This window comes from Streptomyces sp. NPDC021225 (genome assembly GCF_044332865.1).
Lineage (GTDB): Bacteria > Actinomycetota > Actinomycetes > Streptomycetales > Streptomycetaceae > Streptomyces.
The window spans coordinates 349,788-362,566 of the sequence record NZ_JBIRPV010000003.1 but is presented as its reverse complement, the minus strand read 5'-3'; the positions used below and the strand labels follow the sequence as shown (position 1 = coordinate 362,566).

Here is a 12,779-nt window from a genome sequence, read left to right as displayed (position 1 = left end):
CGTCGCCTCAGGGCGAACGAGGCGAACTCCCGAAAACCGCGAGAGGCGGGTAACAGGTCGGGGCCCGCCGGGAGCCACGCGGGTGCCCAACGGTCGTGCGAGGCACCTGGCCACATTCTCGGCTACCAGTAGTGCCGTCGCCCGCCGACCGCATGCCCCACAGAGCCCAGGACCCACAAGATCGCTCCAATCACGACCAATGAGAGGTTTTCAACCTGAAGTTGCAGGTCGCAGGGCTGGCGTGGGTCGTGGGTGGGTGCTCGTGCAGGTGAGGGACGTGATCACTGGCAGGTGATCGTCCGTCAGCGGCTGACTTCCGCGTTCGTCAGCACGAGCAGGGCGCGCAGGAGTGTGGTGGCGTGGCGGGCCCTCATGCGGACCTTGGTGAGGATCCGCCAGTTCTTCAGGTCGGCGAAGCCGTGCTCGTTCGCCGCGCGTTCGCGGTGATCAGTCGGTTCGCCTCCTTCTGGGCGGCGGTGAGCGGCTGACCGTGGGTCGCCCGGCGGCCGGTGATGATCACTGGGTCGTCGGGGTCGTCGTCCAGGCCGATGAAGCCGAGGTCGGCCAGGGCGCCCAGGCCGGCCTCCCGCAGGCGGGTGGTGATCTTGTTGTGGCGGGCGGTGGTGATCTCGCTGGAGCGTCCCGGCTTCGCCGCGGAGATCCACAGCAGGTTGCCACGCTCGTCGGTGAGGGCGAGGAACAGCAGGCCGTGGGCTTTGTGTTTGCCCGAATAGTTCGGCCGGTTCTCGTCCCCGGTGCGTCGGCGGGTGCGTACGAGGGTGCCGTCGATCAGCACAACGACGCCACCCTTGCGGGCGATTTTCTTCAGGGCGCGGTTCAGGCGCGGAGCACGCGCCGACAGCAGCTCGATCACTTCCAGCAGCCAGCGGCGCACGGTGGAAGCGGAGACGCCGTTGCCGCCCGCCATATCGGAAAGCCGCTGGTCGTGGCGGAGGACAGCGAGGGCGATCAGGGCAATCCGGCCGGGCGGGAGCTTGCGCCAGCGGGAGCGGATGGCGACCTGCGACTTCAGGTTGAAAACCTCTCATTGGGAATGCGGCACTCTTCGCCCGGATGCCGACCCGCGGCGTGCGTGATGGTACGTCTTCGATTAGCGGTCGATGGCGGCCATGTTGTCCGCGTCGTAGCGCTCGCCGGAGGCCGGGGGCAGGTCGTTCAGGCGGGCGACGTGGCTGGCAGTGAGCTCGATGTGGTCGGCGGCGGCGTTCTCCTCCAGCCGGGCGACTCGCTTGGTGCCGGGGATGGGCGCGATGTCGTCACCCTGGGCGAGCAGCCAGGCCAAGGCGACCTGTGCGGGCGTGGTGTCGATCTCGGCGGCCACGGCCCGGACCTCGTCGACGATTCGCAGGTTGCGTTCCAGGTTGCCGTCGGCGAAGCGGTGGTTGGTGCGGCGCCAGTCGTCGGCGTCAAGATCGTTCAGGGAGCGGATGTTGCCGGTCAGGAAGCCGCGGCCAAGCGGGGAGTACGGCACGAAGCCGATACCCAGTTCGCGCAGGACGGGCAGGATCTCGGCCTCCGGGTCGCGGGTCCACAGCGAGTATTCGGACTGGACCGCGGTGACCGGATGCACGGCGTGAGCGCGGCGGATCGTGGCGGGGCCGGCCTCCGACAGGCCGATGTGGCGGATCTTGCCTTCGGCCACCAGTTCGGCCAGCGCGCCAACGGTCTCCTCGATGGGCGTGCCGGGGTCCACCCGGTGCTGGTAGTAGAGGTCGATGTAGTCGGTACCCAGGCGCTTCAGTGATCCCTCCACGGCCAGGCGGATGTTGGCCGGAGTGCTGTCCGGAGCCGAGCCACCGGTGTGGGAGATCAGTCCGAACTTGGTCGCCAGCACGACCTCGTCTCGGTGCCCCTGCACGGCCCGGCCGACCAGCTCCTCGTTGATGAAGGGGCCGTACCCCTCAGCGGTGTCGATATGGGTGACCCCGAGGTCCAGAGCGCGGTGGATCGTACGGATCGACTCGTCGTCGAGCTGGCCGGCGCCGGTGTAGAACGCCGACATTCCCATGGCTCCGAGACCGATGCGCGAGACCTTGAGGCTGCCGAGCGAAATGGTTTTCATGGCGCGGACTTCCCTTCCCATTAGTTAAGTACCGGTCGGTGCAGAACTGTAGCACATCAAGACCGGCCGGTACTGAACTGCGTTCGCCGCCCGGGTAGGATGAAACTGCTGGTCAGCGTAGATCTGTACCGAGGGGTACGCTTGTGGCATGGGTGACTCACGTAGGGCCGTCATGGGTCGGCCTCGAGGATTCGACATCGACCAGGCGCTGGAACGCGCGATGCGGGTGTTCTGGGCGCGAGGTTACGAAGGTGCAAGCCTCGCTGAACTGACCGGCGCCATGGGGATCACCAAGACGAGCATGTATGCGGCCTTCGGCAACAAGGAGCAGTTGTTCCGCAAGGCCCTCCAGCGCTACGGCGCGGGGCCGGCCGCCTACGCCACGCGTGCCCTGGAGGAGCCCACCGCACGGGCTGTGGCCTTGGCGTTCCTCCGCGGAGCGGTCTGCACCACGACCCCTCCCGGCGGCCCCTCCGGGTGCCTGACCGTGCAGGGTGCGCTGGCGTCGAGCGACGAGAGCCGGGCCGTCCACGACCTGCTTGTCGACTGGCGCAACGACGCGGGGGGCCGCCTTGAGGAGCGCTTCCGGCGCGCCGTCAACGAGGGTGATCTTCCGCGCAACGCCGACCCTCGGCGTCTTGCCCGGTTCATCATGACGATGGGTTTCGGCATCGCAGTGCAGGCCGCCAACGGCCTCGGTCCTGCTGAGCTCGATGAGATCGTCGACACGGCGTTGCTCGGCTGGCCTGCATAGCGGCTGCACCCCTTCGCTCGCCCCGGTGAGACATTCTCCTCGCATGAGGGTCGTGACGGTGCGGCAAAACTTCGGTACCGTCCGGGACAGAAGTTTCGAGCAGTGGTTCCTCCCCCTGCCGACGATCACCGCGACGAAACCGTCGAGAGCCGTCGCGAAACACCGAGCATGACCTCCGCTCCGGGGGCCGAAGAAGGAGATCATGTCCGACACCGACCTGCGCGAGTTCTACCTGCGCTACATCGGGGCGCTCAACGCACACGAGATCTCCCGCATGGACGAGTTCATCAACGACGAGACCACCCTGAACGGCGAGCCGGGCACGCGGGACCAGGTCATCGCTGTGCTGAACGGCGACATCGACGCGGTCCCGGACTTCCACTGGGAGCCCCGGGAGATCGCGGTCGATGGTGATCGCCTGGCCGCCCGTCTGACCAACACGGGCACGCCCGCCAAGGAGTGGCTCGGCGTGGCTCCCACCGGCGCCTCGTTCGAGATCGTCGAGTACGCCATCTACCAGGTTCGTGACGGGCGGTTCGTGCACATGACGGCCCTGCACGACGCCGAGACCCTGAGGCGGCAGCTCGGTGCCTGACCCCCGTAAGCCGATCGGCGTCGGCATCGTCGGCCTGAGCGCCACGGGAGGCTGGGCGGCCGGGGCTCACCTGCCCGCGCTGAGAGCCGTCGACGGGATCGAGCTTCGCGCGCTGGCGGCGAGCTCCGAAGCCTCGGCCCAGGCCGCGGGAGCGGCGTATGGCGTCCCCGCGTACACGTCGGTCAAGCAGCTCGCCAGCGACGAGAACGTCGACCTCGTTGTTGTCGCCGTCAAAGTGCCCCAGCATCGCGAACTCGTGTTGCCCGTGCTGAAGGCGGGAGTGCCGGTGCTCTCCGAGTGGCCGCTCGCCGTCGACCTGCGCGAGGCCGAGGAGATGGAGCGTGCCGCCGGGACGACGCGCACCTTCGTCGGTCTTCAGGGACGCTCCTCGCCTACCTTCCGCTGGCTGGCCGACCTCGTGTCCGAAGGATTCGTGGGGGAAGTGCTCTCCGCCACCGTCGTGGCGTCTTCGACCGAATGGGGCACTCCGGTGTCTCCGAACATGGTCTACACGCTCGACCGCAAGCTCGGGGCCACGATGCTGACCATCGCGTTCGGACACGCGATCGACCTGGTGTCGATGGTCGTCGGCGAGCTTCAGGAAGTGGTTGCTACGACCACGACCCGGCGCCGCCAGGTTCCCCTCGGGCGCACCGGGCAGGTCGTTCCGATGACCGCCGAGGACCAGATCGCGATCTCGGGCACCGTGGCGGGCGGGGCGATCCTATCCGTCCACCACCGTGGAGGCGCGGCATCGGGTGCAGGGTTCTCTCTGATCATCGACGGCACGGAGGGGAGACTCGAGATTACCGCCGCCGAGTTCCCGCACGTCGGTCCGGTCACCGTGTGTGGCACACGCAGCGGCGGTCGGCCTACGAAGGTCACGCTGCCCAGCGGCTACGACGACTACCCCGCCCTGGCCGGATCAGTGATCCACACGCTGGTGCACGCCTACGCCGCGATTCGGGACGACCTCGTCCACGGAACGGCTGTCGCCCCGGACTTCACCCACGCCGTCAAGCGCCACCGACTCCTTGACGCGATCGTACGGTCCGCCGCCACAGGCCAACGAAAAGCCCTCCACCCTTACGACCTTGTGCGCAGTAGTTGATGGTGCGTGACCTGGGGTTACCAGGTGAGTCCGGCGGACTTGTCGGAGACCAGGCCGGCGATGGCGTTGATGGTCTCGGGGAGGAGTTCGCGGCGGCCGGTGAAGCGTTGCAGGACGCGCCACCATTGAGAGGTTTTCAATCTGAAGTTGCAGGTCGCCGGGCTGGCGTGGGTCGTGGATGGGGTGCTCCTGCTGGTCGGGTGCCTGATCTCTAGCAGGTGATCATCGGGCGCGTTGGTGATTCGCTGGAATTGTGGTGCTGGGTTCTGGCTCCTTCGTAGGCTCCCGAGGGAGCGGGCGCGGGAGGGCTGCTGGTGGCGGATGTACTGGTGTGGGTGATGCAGCGACGGGTGGTGCTGGCCGATCGCGCCGAGCGGCTGCGTGAGGAGCTCGCCGAGATCGATGCCGAGGTGGCCCGGCTGGAGGCCGCAGAGGTGGTGATCGGGCAGTTCATCGAGGCCGAACGCGCTGGTGACGCCGACGAGCCGGCCATGGCCGCCGAGTTGGAGCGGGTCACGACTGCTCCGGGTGCAGGCGGGATGCTCCTGGTCCCGCACCGCAAGCCGGGCATGGATGAGAGCGTGCTGCCCGCTGACTACCAGGCGATCATGAAGATTGTGGCCACGGCCTCGGATCCGGTCCGGCCAAGGACATCAGCGTCCAGCTCGGCAAGGGCACCGCGCCTGGGCAGGTGGAGCCGGTGCGTGACAAGCTCAGGCGCCTGGCCGACCGGGGCTGGCTGCACCGCACCCCCGCCGGCCGCTTCACCGCCCTGCCGCAGCCGCCTGCATGACCGGCATCAGCCGAATGTCGGCGTAACGCGCATGCCCCCGACGGGTGTTGGGGATTCCATGCGAAAGAACACCAGCCCCGCCGAGGGCACTGACGGCCTTGTCTACCAGTGCCGCCGGCCACTGTCGAGCGCCACCCTGGACCTCGTCTCCGGCCTGGTCCGCGGCCACCTGAAGAAGATCCGCTCCCGCTGGCGCAAGCTCCCGCCCGGCCGGATTGCCCTGATCGCCCTCGCTGTCCTCCGCCACGACCAGCGGCTTTCCGATATGGCGGGCGGCAACGGCGTCTCCGCTTCCACCGTGCGCCGCTGGCTGCTGGAAGTGATCGAGCTGCTGTCGGCGCGTGCTCCGCGCCTGAACCGCGCCCTGAAGAAAATCGCCCGCAAGGGTGGCGTCGTTGTGCTGATCGACGGCACCCTCGTACGCACCCGCCGACGCACCGGGGACGAGAACCGGCCGAACTATTCGGGCAAACACAAAGCCCACGCCCTGCTGTTCCTCGCCCTCACCGACGAGCGTGGCAACCTGCTGTGGATCTCCGCGGCGAAGCCGGGACGCTCCAGCGAGATCACCACCGCCCGCCACAACAAGATCACCACCCGCCTGCGGGAGGCCGGCCTGGGCGCCCTGGCCGACCTCGGCTTCATCGGCCTGGACGACGACCCCGACGACCCAGTGATCACCACCGGCCGCCGGGCGACCCACGGTCATCCGCTCACCGCCGCCCAGAAGGAGGCGAACCCACTGATCAGCCGCGAACGCGCGGCGAACGAGCACGGCTTCGCCGACCTGAAGAACTGGCGGATCCTCACCAAGGTCCGCATGAGGGCCCGCCACGCCACCACACTCCTGCGCGCCCTGCTCGTGCTGACGAACGCGGAAGTCAGCCGCTGACGGACGATCACCTGCCAGTGATCACGTCCCTCACCTGCACGAGCACCCACCCACGACCCACGCCAGCCCCGCGACCTGCAACTTCAGGTTGAAAACCTCTCAATGCGATTCCAATGGTCCACAAAATGGAGATCCCGGCCAGGAACCCAATGACGAGAAGAATGACCCCCAGGACGATCATGGCGTCCTCCGATCTCGCACGAATGCCCTCTTCCCTCGGCTGTCCCCACGGCAACCGCTCCCGGATCAGCTGACCTCCTGGCGCCCCTGCTCGGTCCTTACACGGTTCGATCGCTACCCAGGAGGGAACATATATGAACAAAAGACGCTAGATACGGTGCCAGCGAGAGCCACTGAGAGGACTGGTCATGAGGCTGGGCAAGAAGACCGCGCATTCCGCGGAAAAGGAAAGAGGAAAGCTGAAGAAAAAGACCGGAAAGGCCGCCGGCGACCGTTCCCTGGAGGCCAAGGGGAAGGGTGAGCAGGCCAAGGGCGGTCTCAAGCAGGCCGGGCAGAACATCAAGGGCGCTTTCAAGCGCTGACCGAGCACTCCGGATCCCCGGTCGGCCAGAGTCTGCCGGAGGGGGATGCCGGACCGGCCTCTGGCCCGGCGGGCCTGCTGGTGGCCGCCGCTCGCGCTGGAAGTCTGCGCGGGCGGCGGCCACAGCGTACCCGGGGCTGCGACTTCGGAGTGCGCGGCGGGGCCGGCGGTCAGGCGTTGAGCAGGCGGTCGAAGGAGGACCGATATTGCTGGAGGGCTATGCGCAGGTCCTCGGTGGACAGGCCCTCTTGGACGGGCGTCGCTTCCTCACCGCGTCCGAATCCGCTTTCTCGCCCAATGTCTCTTCACCTCCATTGTGTGGTCTGTGGCGGCGTGTGGTCTGTGGCGGCCGTCCGCTGGGCGCTCAGCGGCTCCCGCCCGACGGAGCGGTGTCATCTTTCAGCAGTTCGTCGAACAAGGCGCGGTAGTGGACCATGGCGCTCCGCAGTTCCTCGGTTGAGGTGTTCCTGCCTCCGGCGCGACGGTTGATCTCGTGGGCAATGCGGTAGTGCTGCAGCGTTTCGGCGTGTTCAACCGAGAGATCGCGCTTCTGTTGCTCGTATCCCTCGGTCGGGTAGCCGCGCTCGCCATCAGCGTGGTCACGAGCTGGTCCGCCTCGCCCACGGCCCGGTCAGGACCATCCACGAAGTGCTTCTGCACGATCCCGGTGGATTGCCGACGAGGCGTGAAGGCCACCGGCCCCCGGGGAGGGTTTGCCGGTTGTGCAGCGGTCTTCGCTACTGCACCATCACACCCGCGCTGACCCCTTGGCCCGCCGCCGCGTCGGCGATCGCCCCGGCCTCGGCTCGCACAGCTACGTAGTCGCATGACGCCCATGGCGAACGTGTCTCAGGTGTACGTCCGCGTATATGCAGGGTCGACTGCAGCCCCAGAGTGTCAGGGCCATACCCTGCGTGGAGCACGCCCGGCGCGCAACCGAGAGATCTCGTGGCACCGGGGTACCCATCCGGGTGACCGGTCCCTCATCACCTCGACGGCCCACAGGCCCAAAGGAGCACCGGATGCCATTGCCAGCAGGGCGGGGAGAGCTCTCCACCGCGCTCGTCGACGCCCTCCTGGGCGCGCCCGGGGAGGCGACGCTGCCCGCGGGCCGCCCGCTGCGGGAGGCGGATCCGTACGGGGACGACCTGCAGCTCGGGCTCTATCTCTGCTACGAGCTCCACTACCAGGGTTTCGCCGGGGTGGACGACGGCTGGGAGTGGAATCCAGACCTGCTACGGCTGCGCCAAGCGCTGGAGCAGCGTTTTCTCGCTGCGCTGCGCGCCGACGCCACCAAACACGACGAGGTGGCAACCGCTCTGGAGGGGCTGCTGGTGGAGTCGGGCGATGGCGCGGGAGTGTCTCACTACCTCAGGGACGAGGGGGAGCCCTGGCAGCTGCGTGAGTACATCGCCCAGCGTTCGCTCTACCAGCTCAAGGAGGCTGATCCGCATGTGTGGGTGATTCCGCGGCTGCGAGGTGAGGCCAAGGCGGCCATGGCTGCGGTGGAGTACGACGAGTTCGGCGCCGGACGCGGGGAGCGCGTGCACGCGGAGCTGTTCGCCGACTTGATGGCGGGCCTGGGTCTGGACCCGACGTACAACGACTACCTGGACGCCGCGTCGGCGCAGATGCTGGCCGTGGTCAATTTGATGTCGCTGCTGGGGCTGCACCGCGCGTTGCGCGGCGCCCTGGTGGGGCACTTCGCCACGGTCGAGATCACCTCATCGCCCTCCTCCGACCGGCTGGCCCAGGCGCTGCGCCGCATGGGAGCGGAGGAGGCGGTCGCGTTCTTCTACACCGAGCATGTCGAGGCCGACGCGGTGCACGAACAGGTCGTGCGCCATGGCGTGGTCGACGGCCTGCTGCGGGACGAACCAGGGCTGGCCCCCGATGTCGCCTTCGGAGTCGACGCCACCGTCTTCCTGGAGGACCGGCTCGAGAGTCAGCTTCTGGGCGCTTGGCGCGACGGCCGCTCCTCACTGCGTATTCCGCTGTGACCTCGGCGGACGGCGGCGGTGGCTGGTGTCGCACCACGGATAACGCGCACTGCGGCCGCACAGACACACCGCGGCCGTGAAGCGATCGGAGCGGACCACGCGGCCGTCCGGCAGGGCCACCTCGACGGGACCTTCGATCAGCATCGGGCCGTCCGTCCCAAACGTCACCCGCACGACAGACTCAGGCCTGTCGTACCTCCACCGCTCCGGATGCGTCCCGTCGCTGTCGTTGCGCTCGTTCGGCACGGATCACCACCAGCTCTTCGGTTTCTTCGCCCGGTTCGATCAGCCCGCGGCCCTCCAGCCACGCGGCCCGCTCGCGCAGCACCGGTCCGAACGGGATGAGGCGGCGGTCGACCACGGCCGTCCGCATAGCCGCCTGCCCCAGCCGCCTCACGGTTCTTTCGATGCCGCACAGCGCGGAGTGAACCAGAAGGAGCACACCTCCGGGGCGCAGCAGCGGTGGCGCGTCCCGGCAGATCCGGTCGACCAGTGCCCGGCCGTCGACACCGGCGTTCCACGCCACAGCGCGGCCGCGGCAGGCGCCCGGAGAGGGCACATAGGGGGGATTGGCGACGATGAGATCGAAGCAGCGGTCAGCCACCGGGGTCAAAAGATCCCCGCGCATCACTTGGATCCGCAGCCCCTCCACCCGGGAGTGGAGCCACGCCGTCGCCACGGCCAGGGCCGAGACATCGACCGCGGTCACCCGCCCAGCACCGCGCCGGGCCGCAGCGATGGCCAGGGCACCGCTACCGGTCCCGACGTCCAGGACGGCGGTGTCCTCGGTGATGTTCTCCCGGTGCAGCGCTTCGGTCAGCAGCCACGTGTCGTGCTGCGGCGCGTGCACCCCTTGAGGGGTCATCAGCACCATGCGCCATGAGTACCCAGAGATGGCGCCGAGCCACCAATTTCGCATGGTCGGCCCTGGCGCGCGGCTCGATGTCCAGTGCCGCGTTCGCGGCAGGAGCCATCATTTCCGTGGTAACACACCCCAGGGAATCGCTCTCACGCCCGATGGGGCCCGCGCGTATGTGGTCAACCGTGGCTCGAACACGGTAAGTGTGATCGACACCGCCGCCGGCGCCGTCACCGCCACCATCGGCGTCAGCGCCCACTCGCGCTTCGTGGCCGTGAGCCCGGACGGCTCCCATGCGTATGTGGCGAACGCCGACCCTGACACGGTGGGTGTGATCGACGCCGCCACGCACACTATCGTCGAGAACATCGGCTTCGGAGACGGCCCGACCGGTATCGCGCTCACCCCGGATGGGGCTCGCGCCTACGTGACGAACAACGCAGTCGCGGGCACCGTCGGCGTCATGGCGACGACCGTGTTCCCGACCAGGGTCCACGGCCGGCGGGACCTGGTCTGCCGAACCCATCCGCCCTGGTGGGAGGTGGTGTGCGGTCGTGTAGGCAGCCTCGTCGGAGGTCGCTCGAACCCGTACCCTCGCGCGGCTGTCGATCGTCGCGGAATGATGGTCGACCGTACTGCTGCGCCTGCTACCGACGAGCGACCACCACAAGGACGCCGAGATCCTGGCCCTGCGCCACCAGCTGATGGTGCTGGAGCGGCAACTCGGCAAGGGCGCTGTTCACTCCGAGCGACCGAGCGATCCTGGCCGCACTGCTGCACCGGCCGCCACGGGACGTACTGCGCGGAATGCGCCTGGTCGTCCGTCCCGATACAGTATGGCGCCCGCACCGCAGCCTGGTCGCACGCCGCCACGCAGCCACCTCCCGCCCCAAGCGTCAGGGAAGGCCACGCACTCCGTCAGGCCGGGATCGACCCGGCACCCGAGCGGGCCTGCAGCACGTGGGCCGACTTCCTGCGCTCCCAGGCCGATGCCCTGCTGGCCTGCGACTTTTCGGAAGCCACCTTGTCCGGGATGCGACTGTACGTATTGGCGGTGATCGAGCACGCCGGCCGACGCGTTCGGATCCTGGGTGCGACTGCGCACCCGACTACCTCGTGGGTGGCGCAGCCGCTAAGAACCTGGTCATGGACCTTGAGGACGCGGGCTGCCGGGCACGGTTCCTGATCCGGGACCGGGACGGGAAGTTCCCCGCCATCCGAGGGCAGCCACTCACGGGGTGCCGGTGGCGGAATCGGCGTCCGCACCCGTGCGGTGGAATCAGGCCCGGTGGCGGCCGGCGGACCCGACGGGCCCCGATGCCGTACCTGCGGCTTCCTGCGATCCTTGTTGAGGAGGAGGCGGCCGTCAACGGCGCGAGCGCCGCCGCGGTTTCTCCTTCTCTTCGTCCTCATCCTCCACGTCCTCAGGCTCCTCTTCCTCCTCGGCTTCCTCGGCTTCTTCTTCCTCGTCCTCGCCCTCTTCCTCCTCATCCTCCTCTTCTTCCTCGCCTTCGGGCTCTTCTTCCTCCTCCACGACCTCACCCTCGTGCACCGTGCCCCGCCAGCCCTCGATCTCGTCGGGTTCAAGCAGCACCTCGGTCATGAGATGGCGACGGAAGTGTTTGAGTTCGAGACGCGCGCGGCGGCCCTGGGCCCGCCAGATGTTTCCGGTGCGCTCGAAGAAGCCCTGGGGGTAGTACTGGAGGACCAGCAGGATCCGGGTGAGATCTGGAGCTATCTCATGGAAGGTGACCGCCCCGTTCACATGGCCCTTCTCGGCCCGCGACTTCCAGATGATCCGCTTGTCCGGCACCTGTTCGAGGATCTCGGAGCGCCACTTGCGATGGGACCAGAAAACCTGGGCCTTCCACTCCATTTCTGTTTCGGACTCCTGTTGGACGTCCTCGACCTTCTTCATGTAGCTGGGAAAGTCCTCGAACTGGGTCCACAGGTCGTAGGTGAGGGACACGGGGGCACCGACGTCAATCTGTTCGACGATGTTGGTAACCTTCAGCTTCTTGTCCTTGCCACCACCACCGCCGCCGAGGCCCGGTATAGCCTCCTTGGCTTTGTCCATGACCTTGTCCTTGGCCTTGCCCAATCCGGCCTTCACCAAGGGTTTCACCACGGCACCGAGCCCGCCTCCGGAGCTGCCGTCCCCGCCGATACTGCTCACCGATGACAGGGCTTTCTCACCCAGTGCGGTGAGGAGATTCTGTGCTTCCTGCTTCAGACGGTCAGTGGGCAGCTGCTTGGCGAGGGTGCCGACCCCGCCCGTGTGCTGGTTGTCCGGTTTCTCAGCCATGCCCCATCACCCTCGGCTCCGTCCGGACCCTCCGGCCTCGGTCTTCTTTTCGTGCTCGGCCGGACGGTCAGCTGACGTCTTCGATTTGCCGGCTCGGGACCGCTCCTCGTCCCCGGGTCCCTTCTGCGATTTAGCTTCATCCCCCCGTGCGCGGTCCCCCTGTGACGACGGCTCACCCGGCTCCTGACCATTCGGGCCGGGACGCAACGCCAAGGCCCACTCCCCCATGGCGTCACTCATGGAATTCATTCGATTGCTTATTGTCGATACGGCTGCCGAGCGCCCCGCAGTCATCAACTCGCTGCGAAGCTCCTGGCCGAGTCGGCCGAGCCCAGGGGAATTCGCCTGCCCCCCATCGGCCACATCGCCGCCGGACAGGAGGCGTCTCCCGGCCGTCAGTCCTGCGAGGGTGATAGCCCAGCGCATCTTGTGCGTGCGTCCGACGAGATAACCGCCGATGAAAACCAGAGCGGCCTGGACCTTCTTCATGCTCGCTCCTCCTCCCGCCACAAAGACGAAGCCGTAAATCAGATCATACAAGTAAGTATGGCGCATATCGCTCGATCGCGTCATGTGGCCATGCCTCGGGAGCTATGGATGCACCACGCCGCTGCCGGATCCGAGGCCGTCACGCTCAGGCCGCAAGCGTCAAGGACGGCACCACCGCGTTGCTACGTCCGGAGCGTCAGCAGTACGCCTCTCAGCGGAGTTCGGGACCGGAGGGCACATACAGCTCTGGCACCGCAGCAATTCCGAGTGATTGCACCGTGCCGACGATCGCGGCCTCCTCATGACTGGGTCACACGCTCACAATCGTGCTGGGTGACCGGGAAGATGTCGGCCGCA

General features: G+C 67.6%; 13 protein-coding genes and 4 pseudogenes. 8 read left to right on the top strand and 9 right to left on the bottom strand.

Features of this window, described 5'->3' with window-relative positions; genetic code table 11:
* Nucleotides 1-122: 122 nt before the first annotated feature.
* The 3 genes and pseudogenes from ACH4S9_RS15285 to ACH4S9_RS15275 form a co-directional block, all read right to left on the bottom strand.
* Nucleotides 123-200 (bottom strand): annotated as a pseudogene (locus ACH4S9_RS15285) (DUF6131 family protein); the annotation flags it as partial.
* Nucleotides 201-403: 203 nt separating this feature from the next.
* A complete protein-coding gene (locus ACH4S9_RS15280) occupies nucleotides 404-928 on the bottom strand; it encodes a transposase family protein (RefSeq protein WP_398372150.1) in 525 nt (174 codons plus the stop codon).
* Nucleotides 929-1,111: 183 nt separating this feature from the next.
* Nucleotides 1,112-2,083: an aldo/keto reductase gene (locus tag ACH4S9_RS15275; RefSeq protein ID WP_398372148.1), complete on the bottom strand. Its 972-nt coding sequence runs from the start codon at nucleotides 2,081-2,083 to the stop codon at nucleotides 1,112-1,114.
* A 148-nt stretch (nucleotides 2,084-2,231) separates the two neighbouring features.
* On the opposite strand from ACH4S9_RS15275, the gene ACH4S9_RS15270 reads away from it, so the two are divergent.
* The 3 genes from ACH4S9_RS15270 to ACH4S9_RS15260 all read left to right on the top strand — a co-directional run bounded on the left by ACH4S9_RS15270 (nucleotide 2,232) and on the right by ACH4S9_RS15260 (nucleotide 4,543).
* Nucleotides 2,232-2,837: a TetR/AcrR family transcriptional regulator gene (locus tag ACH4S9_RS15270; protein WP_311729307.1), complete on the top strand. Its 606-nt coding sequence runs from the start codon at nucleotides 2,232-2,234 to the stop codon at nucleotides 2,835-2,837.
* Between the two features lie 202 nt (nucleotides 2,838-3,039).
* Nucleotides 3,040-3,432, top strand: coding sequence for an ester cyclase (locus tag ACH4S9_RS15265; RefSeq protein WP_311729306.1), 393 nt, complete (start codon nucleotides 3,040-3,042; stop codon nucleotides 3,430-3,432).
* Nucleotides 3,425-4,543 carry a Gfo/Idh/MocA family protein gene (locus ACH4S9_RS15260; protein WP_398372145.1) on the top strand — a complete coding sequence of 373 codons (1,119 nt, stop codon included), beginning with the start codon at nucleotides 3,425-3,427 and terminating at the stop codon, nucleotides 4,541-4,543. Before ACH4S9_RS15265 ends, ACH4S9_RS15260 begins: the two co-directional genes overlap by 8 nt.
* 17 nt (nucleotides 4,544-4,560) lie before the next feature.
* On the opposite strand, the gene ACH4S9_RS15255 is transcribed toward ACH4S9_RS15260, so the two are convergent.
* On the bottom strand, nucleotides 4,561-5,100 hold the full coding sequence (locus ACH4S9_RS15255; protein ID WP_398372143.1) for a hypothetical protein: 540 nt from the start codon (nucleotides 5,098-5,100) through the stop codon (nucleotides 4,561-4,563).
* A 294-nt stretch (nucleotides 5,101-5,394) separates the two neighbouring features.
* Between ACH4S9_RS15255 and ACH4S9_RS15250 the strand changes: the two genes are divergently transcribed.
* Together ACH4S9_RS15250 and ACH4S9_RS15245 are read left to right on the top strand one after the other, a co-directional pair.
* A complete protein-coding gene (locus ACH4S9_RS15250) occupies nucleotides 5,395-6,228 on the top strand; it encodes a transposase family protein (RefSeq protein WP_398372141.1) in 834 nt (277 codons plus the stop codon).
* Between the two features lie 368 nt (nucleotides 6,229-6,596).
* Nucleotides 6,597-6,770, top strand: coding sequence for a CsbD family protein (locus ACH4S9_RS15245; protein ID WP_398372139.1), 174 nt, complete (start codon nucleotides 6,597-6,599; stop codon nucleotides 6,768-6,770).
* 363 nt (nucleotides 6,771-7,133) lie between these two features.
* Here ACH4S9_RS15245 and ACH4S9_RS15240 read toward each other — a convergent pair.
* Nucleotides 7,134-7,429: pseudogene (locus ACH4S9_RS15240) on the bottom strand (hypothetical protein); the annotation flags it as partial.
* A gap of 362 nt (nucleotides 7,430-7,791) precedes the next feature.
* Here ACH4S9_RS15240 and ACH4S9_RS15235 point away from each other — a divergent pair.
* A complete protein-coding gene (locus ACH4S9_RS15235) occupies nucleotides 7,792-8,769 on the top strand; it encodes an iron-containing redox enzyme family protein (RefSeq protein ID WP_311729311.1) in 978 nt (325 codons plus the stop codon).
* On the opposite strand, the gene ACH4S9_RS15230 is transcribed toward ACH4S9_RS15235, so the two are convergent.
* Together ACH4S9_RS15230 and ACH4S9_RS15225 are read right to left on the bottom strand one after the other, a co-directional pair.
* Nucleotides 8,749-8,913, bottom strand: coding sequence for a CDGSH iron-sulfur domain-containing protein (locus ACH4S9_RS15230; RefSeq protein ID WP_311729312.1), 165 nt, complete (start codon nucleotides 8,911-8,913; stop codon nucleotides 8,749-8,751). The genes ACH4S9_RS15235 and ACH4S9_RS15230 overlap by 21 nt on opposite strands.
* A 37-nt stretch (nucleotides 8,914-8,950) precedes the next feature.
* Nucleotides 8,951-9,643: a HemK2/MTQ2 family protein methyltransferase gene (locus tag ACH4S9_RS15225; RefSeq protein ID WP_398372136.1), complete on the bottom strand. Its 693-nt coding sequence runs from the start codon at nucleotides 9,641-9,643 to the stop codon at nucleotides 8,951-8,953.
* On the opposite strand from ACH4S9_RS15225, the pseudogene ACH4S9_RS15220 reads away from it, so the two are divergent.
* Both ACH4S9_RS15220 and ACH4S9_RS15215 read left to right on the top strand, forming a co-directional pair.
* Nucleotides 9,642-9,974: pseudogene (locus ACH4S9_RS15220) on the top strand (YncE family protein); the annotation flags it as partial. The gene ACH4S9_RS15225 and the pseudogene ACH4S9_RS15220 overlap by 2 nt on opposite strands.
* A 343-nt stretch (nucleotides 9,975-10,317) precedes the next feature.
* Nucleotides 10,318-10,846, top strand: a pseudogene (locus tag ACH4S9_RS15215) (integrase); the annotation flags it as partial.
* A 148-nt stretch (nucleotides 10,847-10,994) separates the two neighbouring features.
* Here the strand turns inward: ACH4S9_RS15215 and ACH4S9_RS15210 are convergent.
* A complete protein-coding gene (locus tag ACH4S9_RS15210; protein ID WP_398372134.1) occupies nucleotides 10,995-11,933 on the bottom strand; it encodes an SRPBCC family protein in 939 nt (312 codons plus the stop codon).
* A gap of 6 nt (nucleotides 11,934-11,939) precedes the next feature.
* Nucleotides 11,940-12,422: a hypothetical protein gene (locus ACH4S9_RS15205; protein WP_398372132.1), complete on the bottom strand. Its 483-nt coding sequence runs from the start codon at nucleotides 12,420-12,422 to the stop codon at nucleotides 11,940-11,942.
* Nucleotides 12,423-12,779: the final 357 nt, after the last annotated feature.

Excerpts from the sequence above, each read along its gene's own strand:
- ACH4S9_RS15270 (WP_311729307.1), top strand. The coding sequence starts at position 2,232 with ATGGGTGACTCACGTAGGGCCGTCATGGGTCGGCCTCGAGGATTCGAC.
- ACH4S9_RS15280 (WP_398372150.1), bottom strand. The coding sequence starts at position 928 with ATGGCGGGCGGCAACGGCGTCTCCGCTTCCACCGTGCGCCGCTGGCTG.
- ACH4S9_RS15275 (WP_398372148.1), bottom strand. The coding sequence starts at position 2,083 with ATGAAAACCATTTCGCTCGGCAGCCTCAAGGTCTCGCGCATCGGTCTC.
- ACH4S9_RS15225 (WP_398372136.1), bottom strand. The coding sequence starts at position 9,643 with ATGGTGCTGATGACCCCTCAAGGGGTGCACGCGCCGCAGCACGACACG.
- ACH4S9_RS15205 (WP_398372132.1), bottom strand. The coding sequence starts at position 12,422 with ATGAAGAAGGTCCAGGCCGCTCTGGTTTTCATCGGCGGTTATCTCGTC.
- ACH4S9_RS15265 (WP_311729306.1), top strand. The coding sequence starts at position 3,040 with ATGTCCGACACCGACCTGCGCGAGTTCTACCTGCGCTACATCGGGGCG.
- ACH4S9_RS15250 (WP_398372141.1), top strand. The coding sequence starts at position 5,395 with ATGCGAAAGAACACCAGCCCCGCCGAGGGCACTGACGGCCTTGTCTAC.
- ACH4S9_RS15245 (WP_398372139.1), top strand. The coding sequence starts at position 6,597 with ATGAGGCTGGGCAAGAAGACCGCGCATTCCGCGGAAAAGGAAAGAGGA.
- ACH4S9_RS15210 (WP_398372134.1), bottom strand. The coding sequence starts at position 11,933 with ATGGCTGAGAAACCGGACAACCAGCACACGGGCGGGGTCGGCACCCTC.
- ACH4S9_RS15235 (WP_311729311.1), top strand. The coding sequence starts at position 7,792 with ATGCCATTGCCAGCAGGGCGGGGAGAGCTCTCCACCGCGCTCGTCGAC.
- ACH4S9_RS15230 (WP_311729312.1), bottom strand. The coding sequence starts at position 8,913 with ATGCTGATCGAAGGTCCCGTCGAGGTGGCCCTGCCGGACGGCCGCGTG.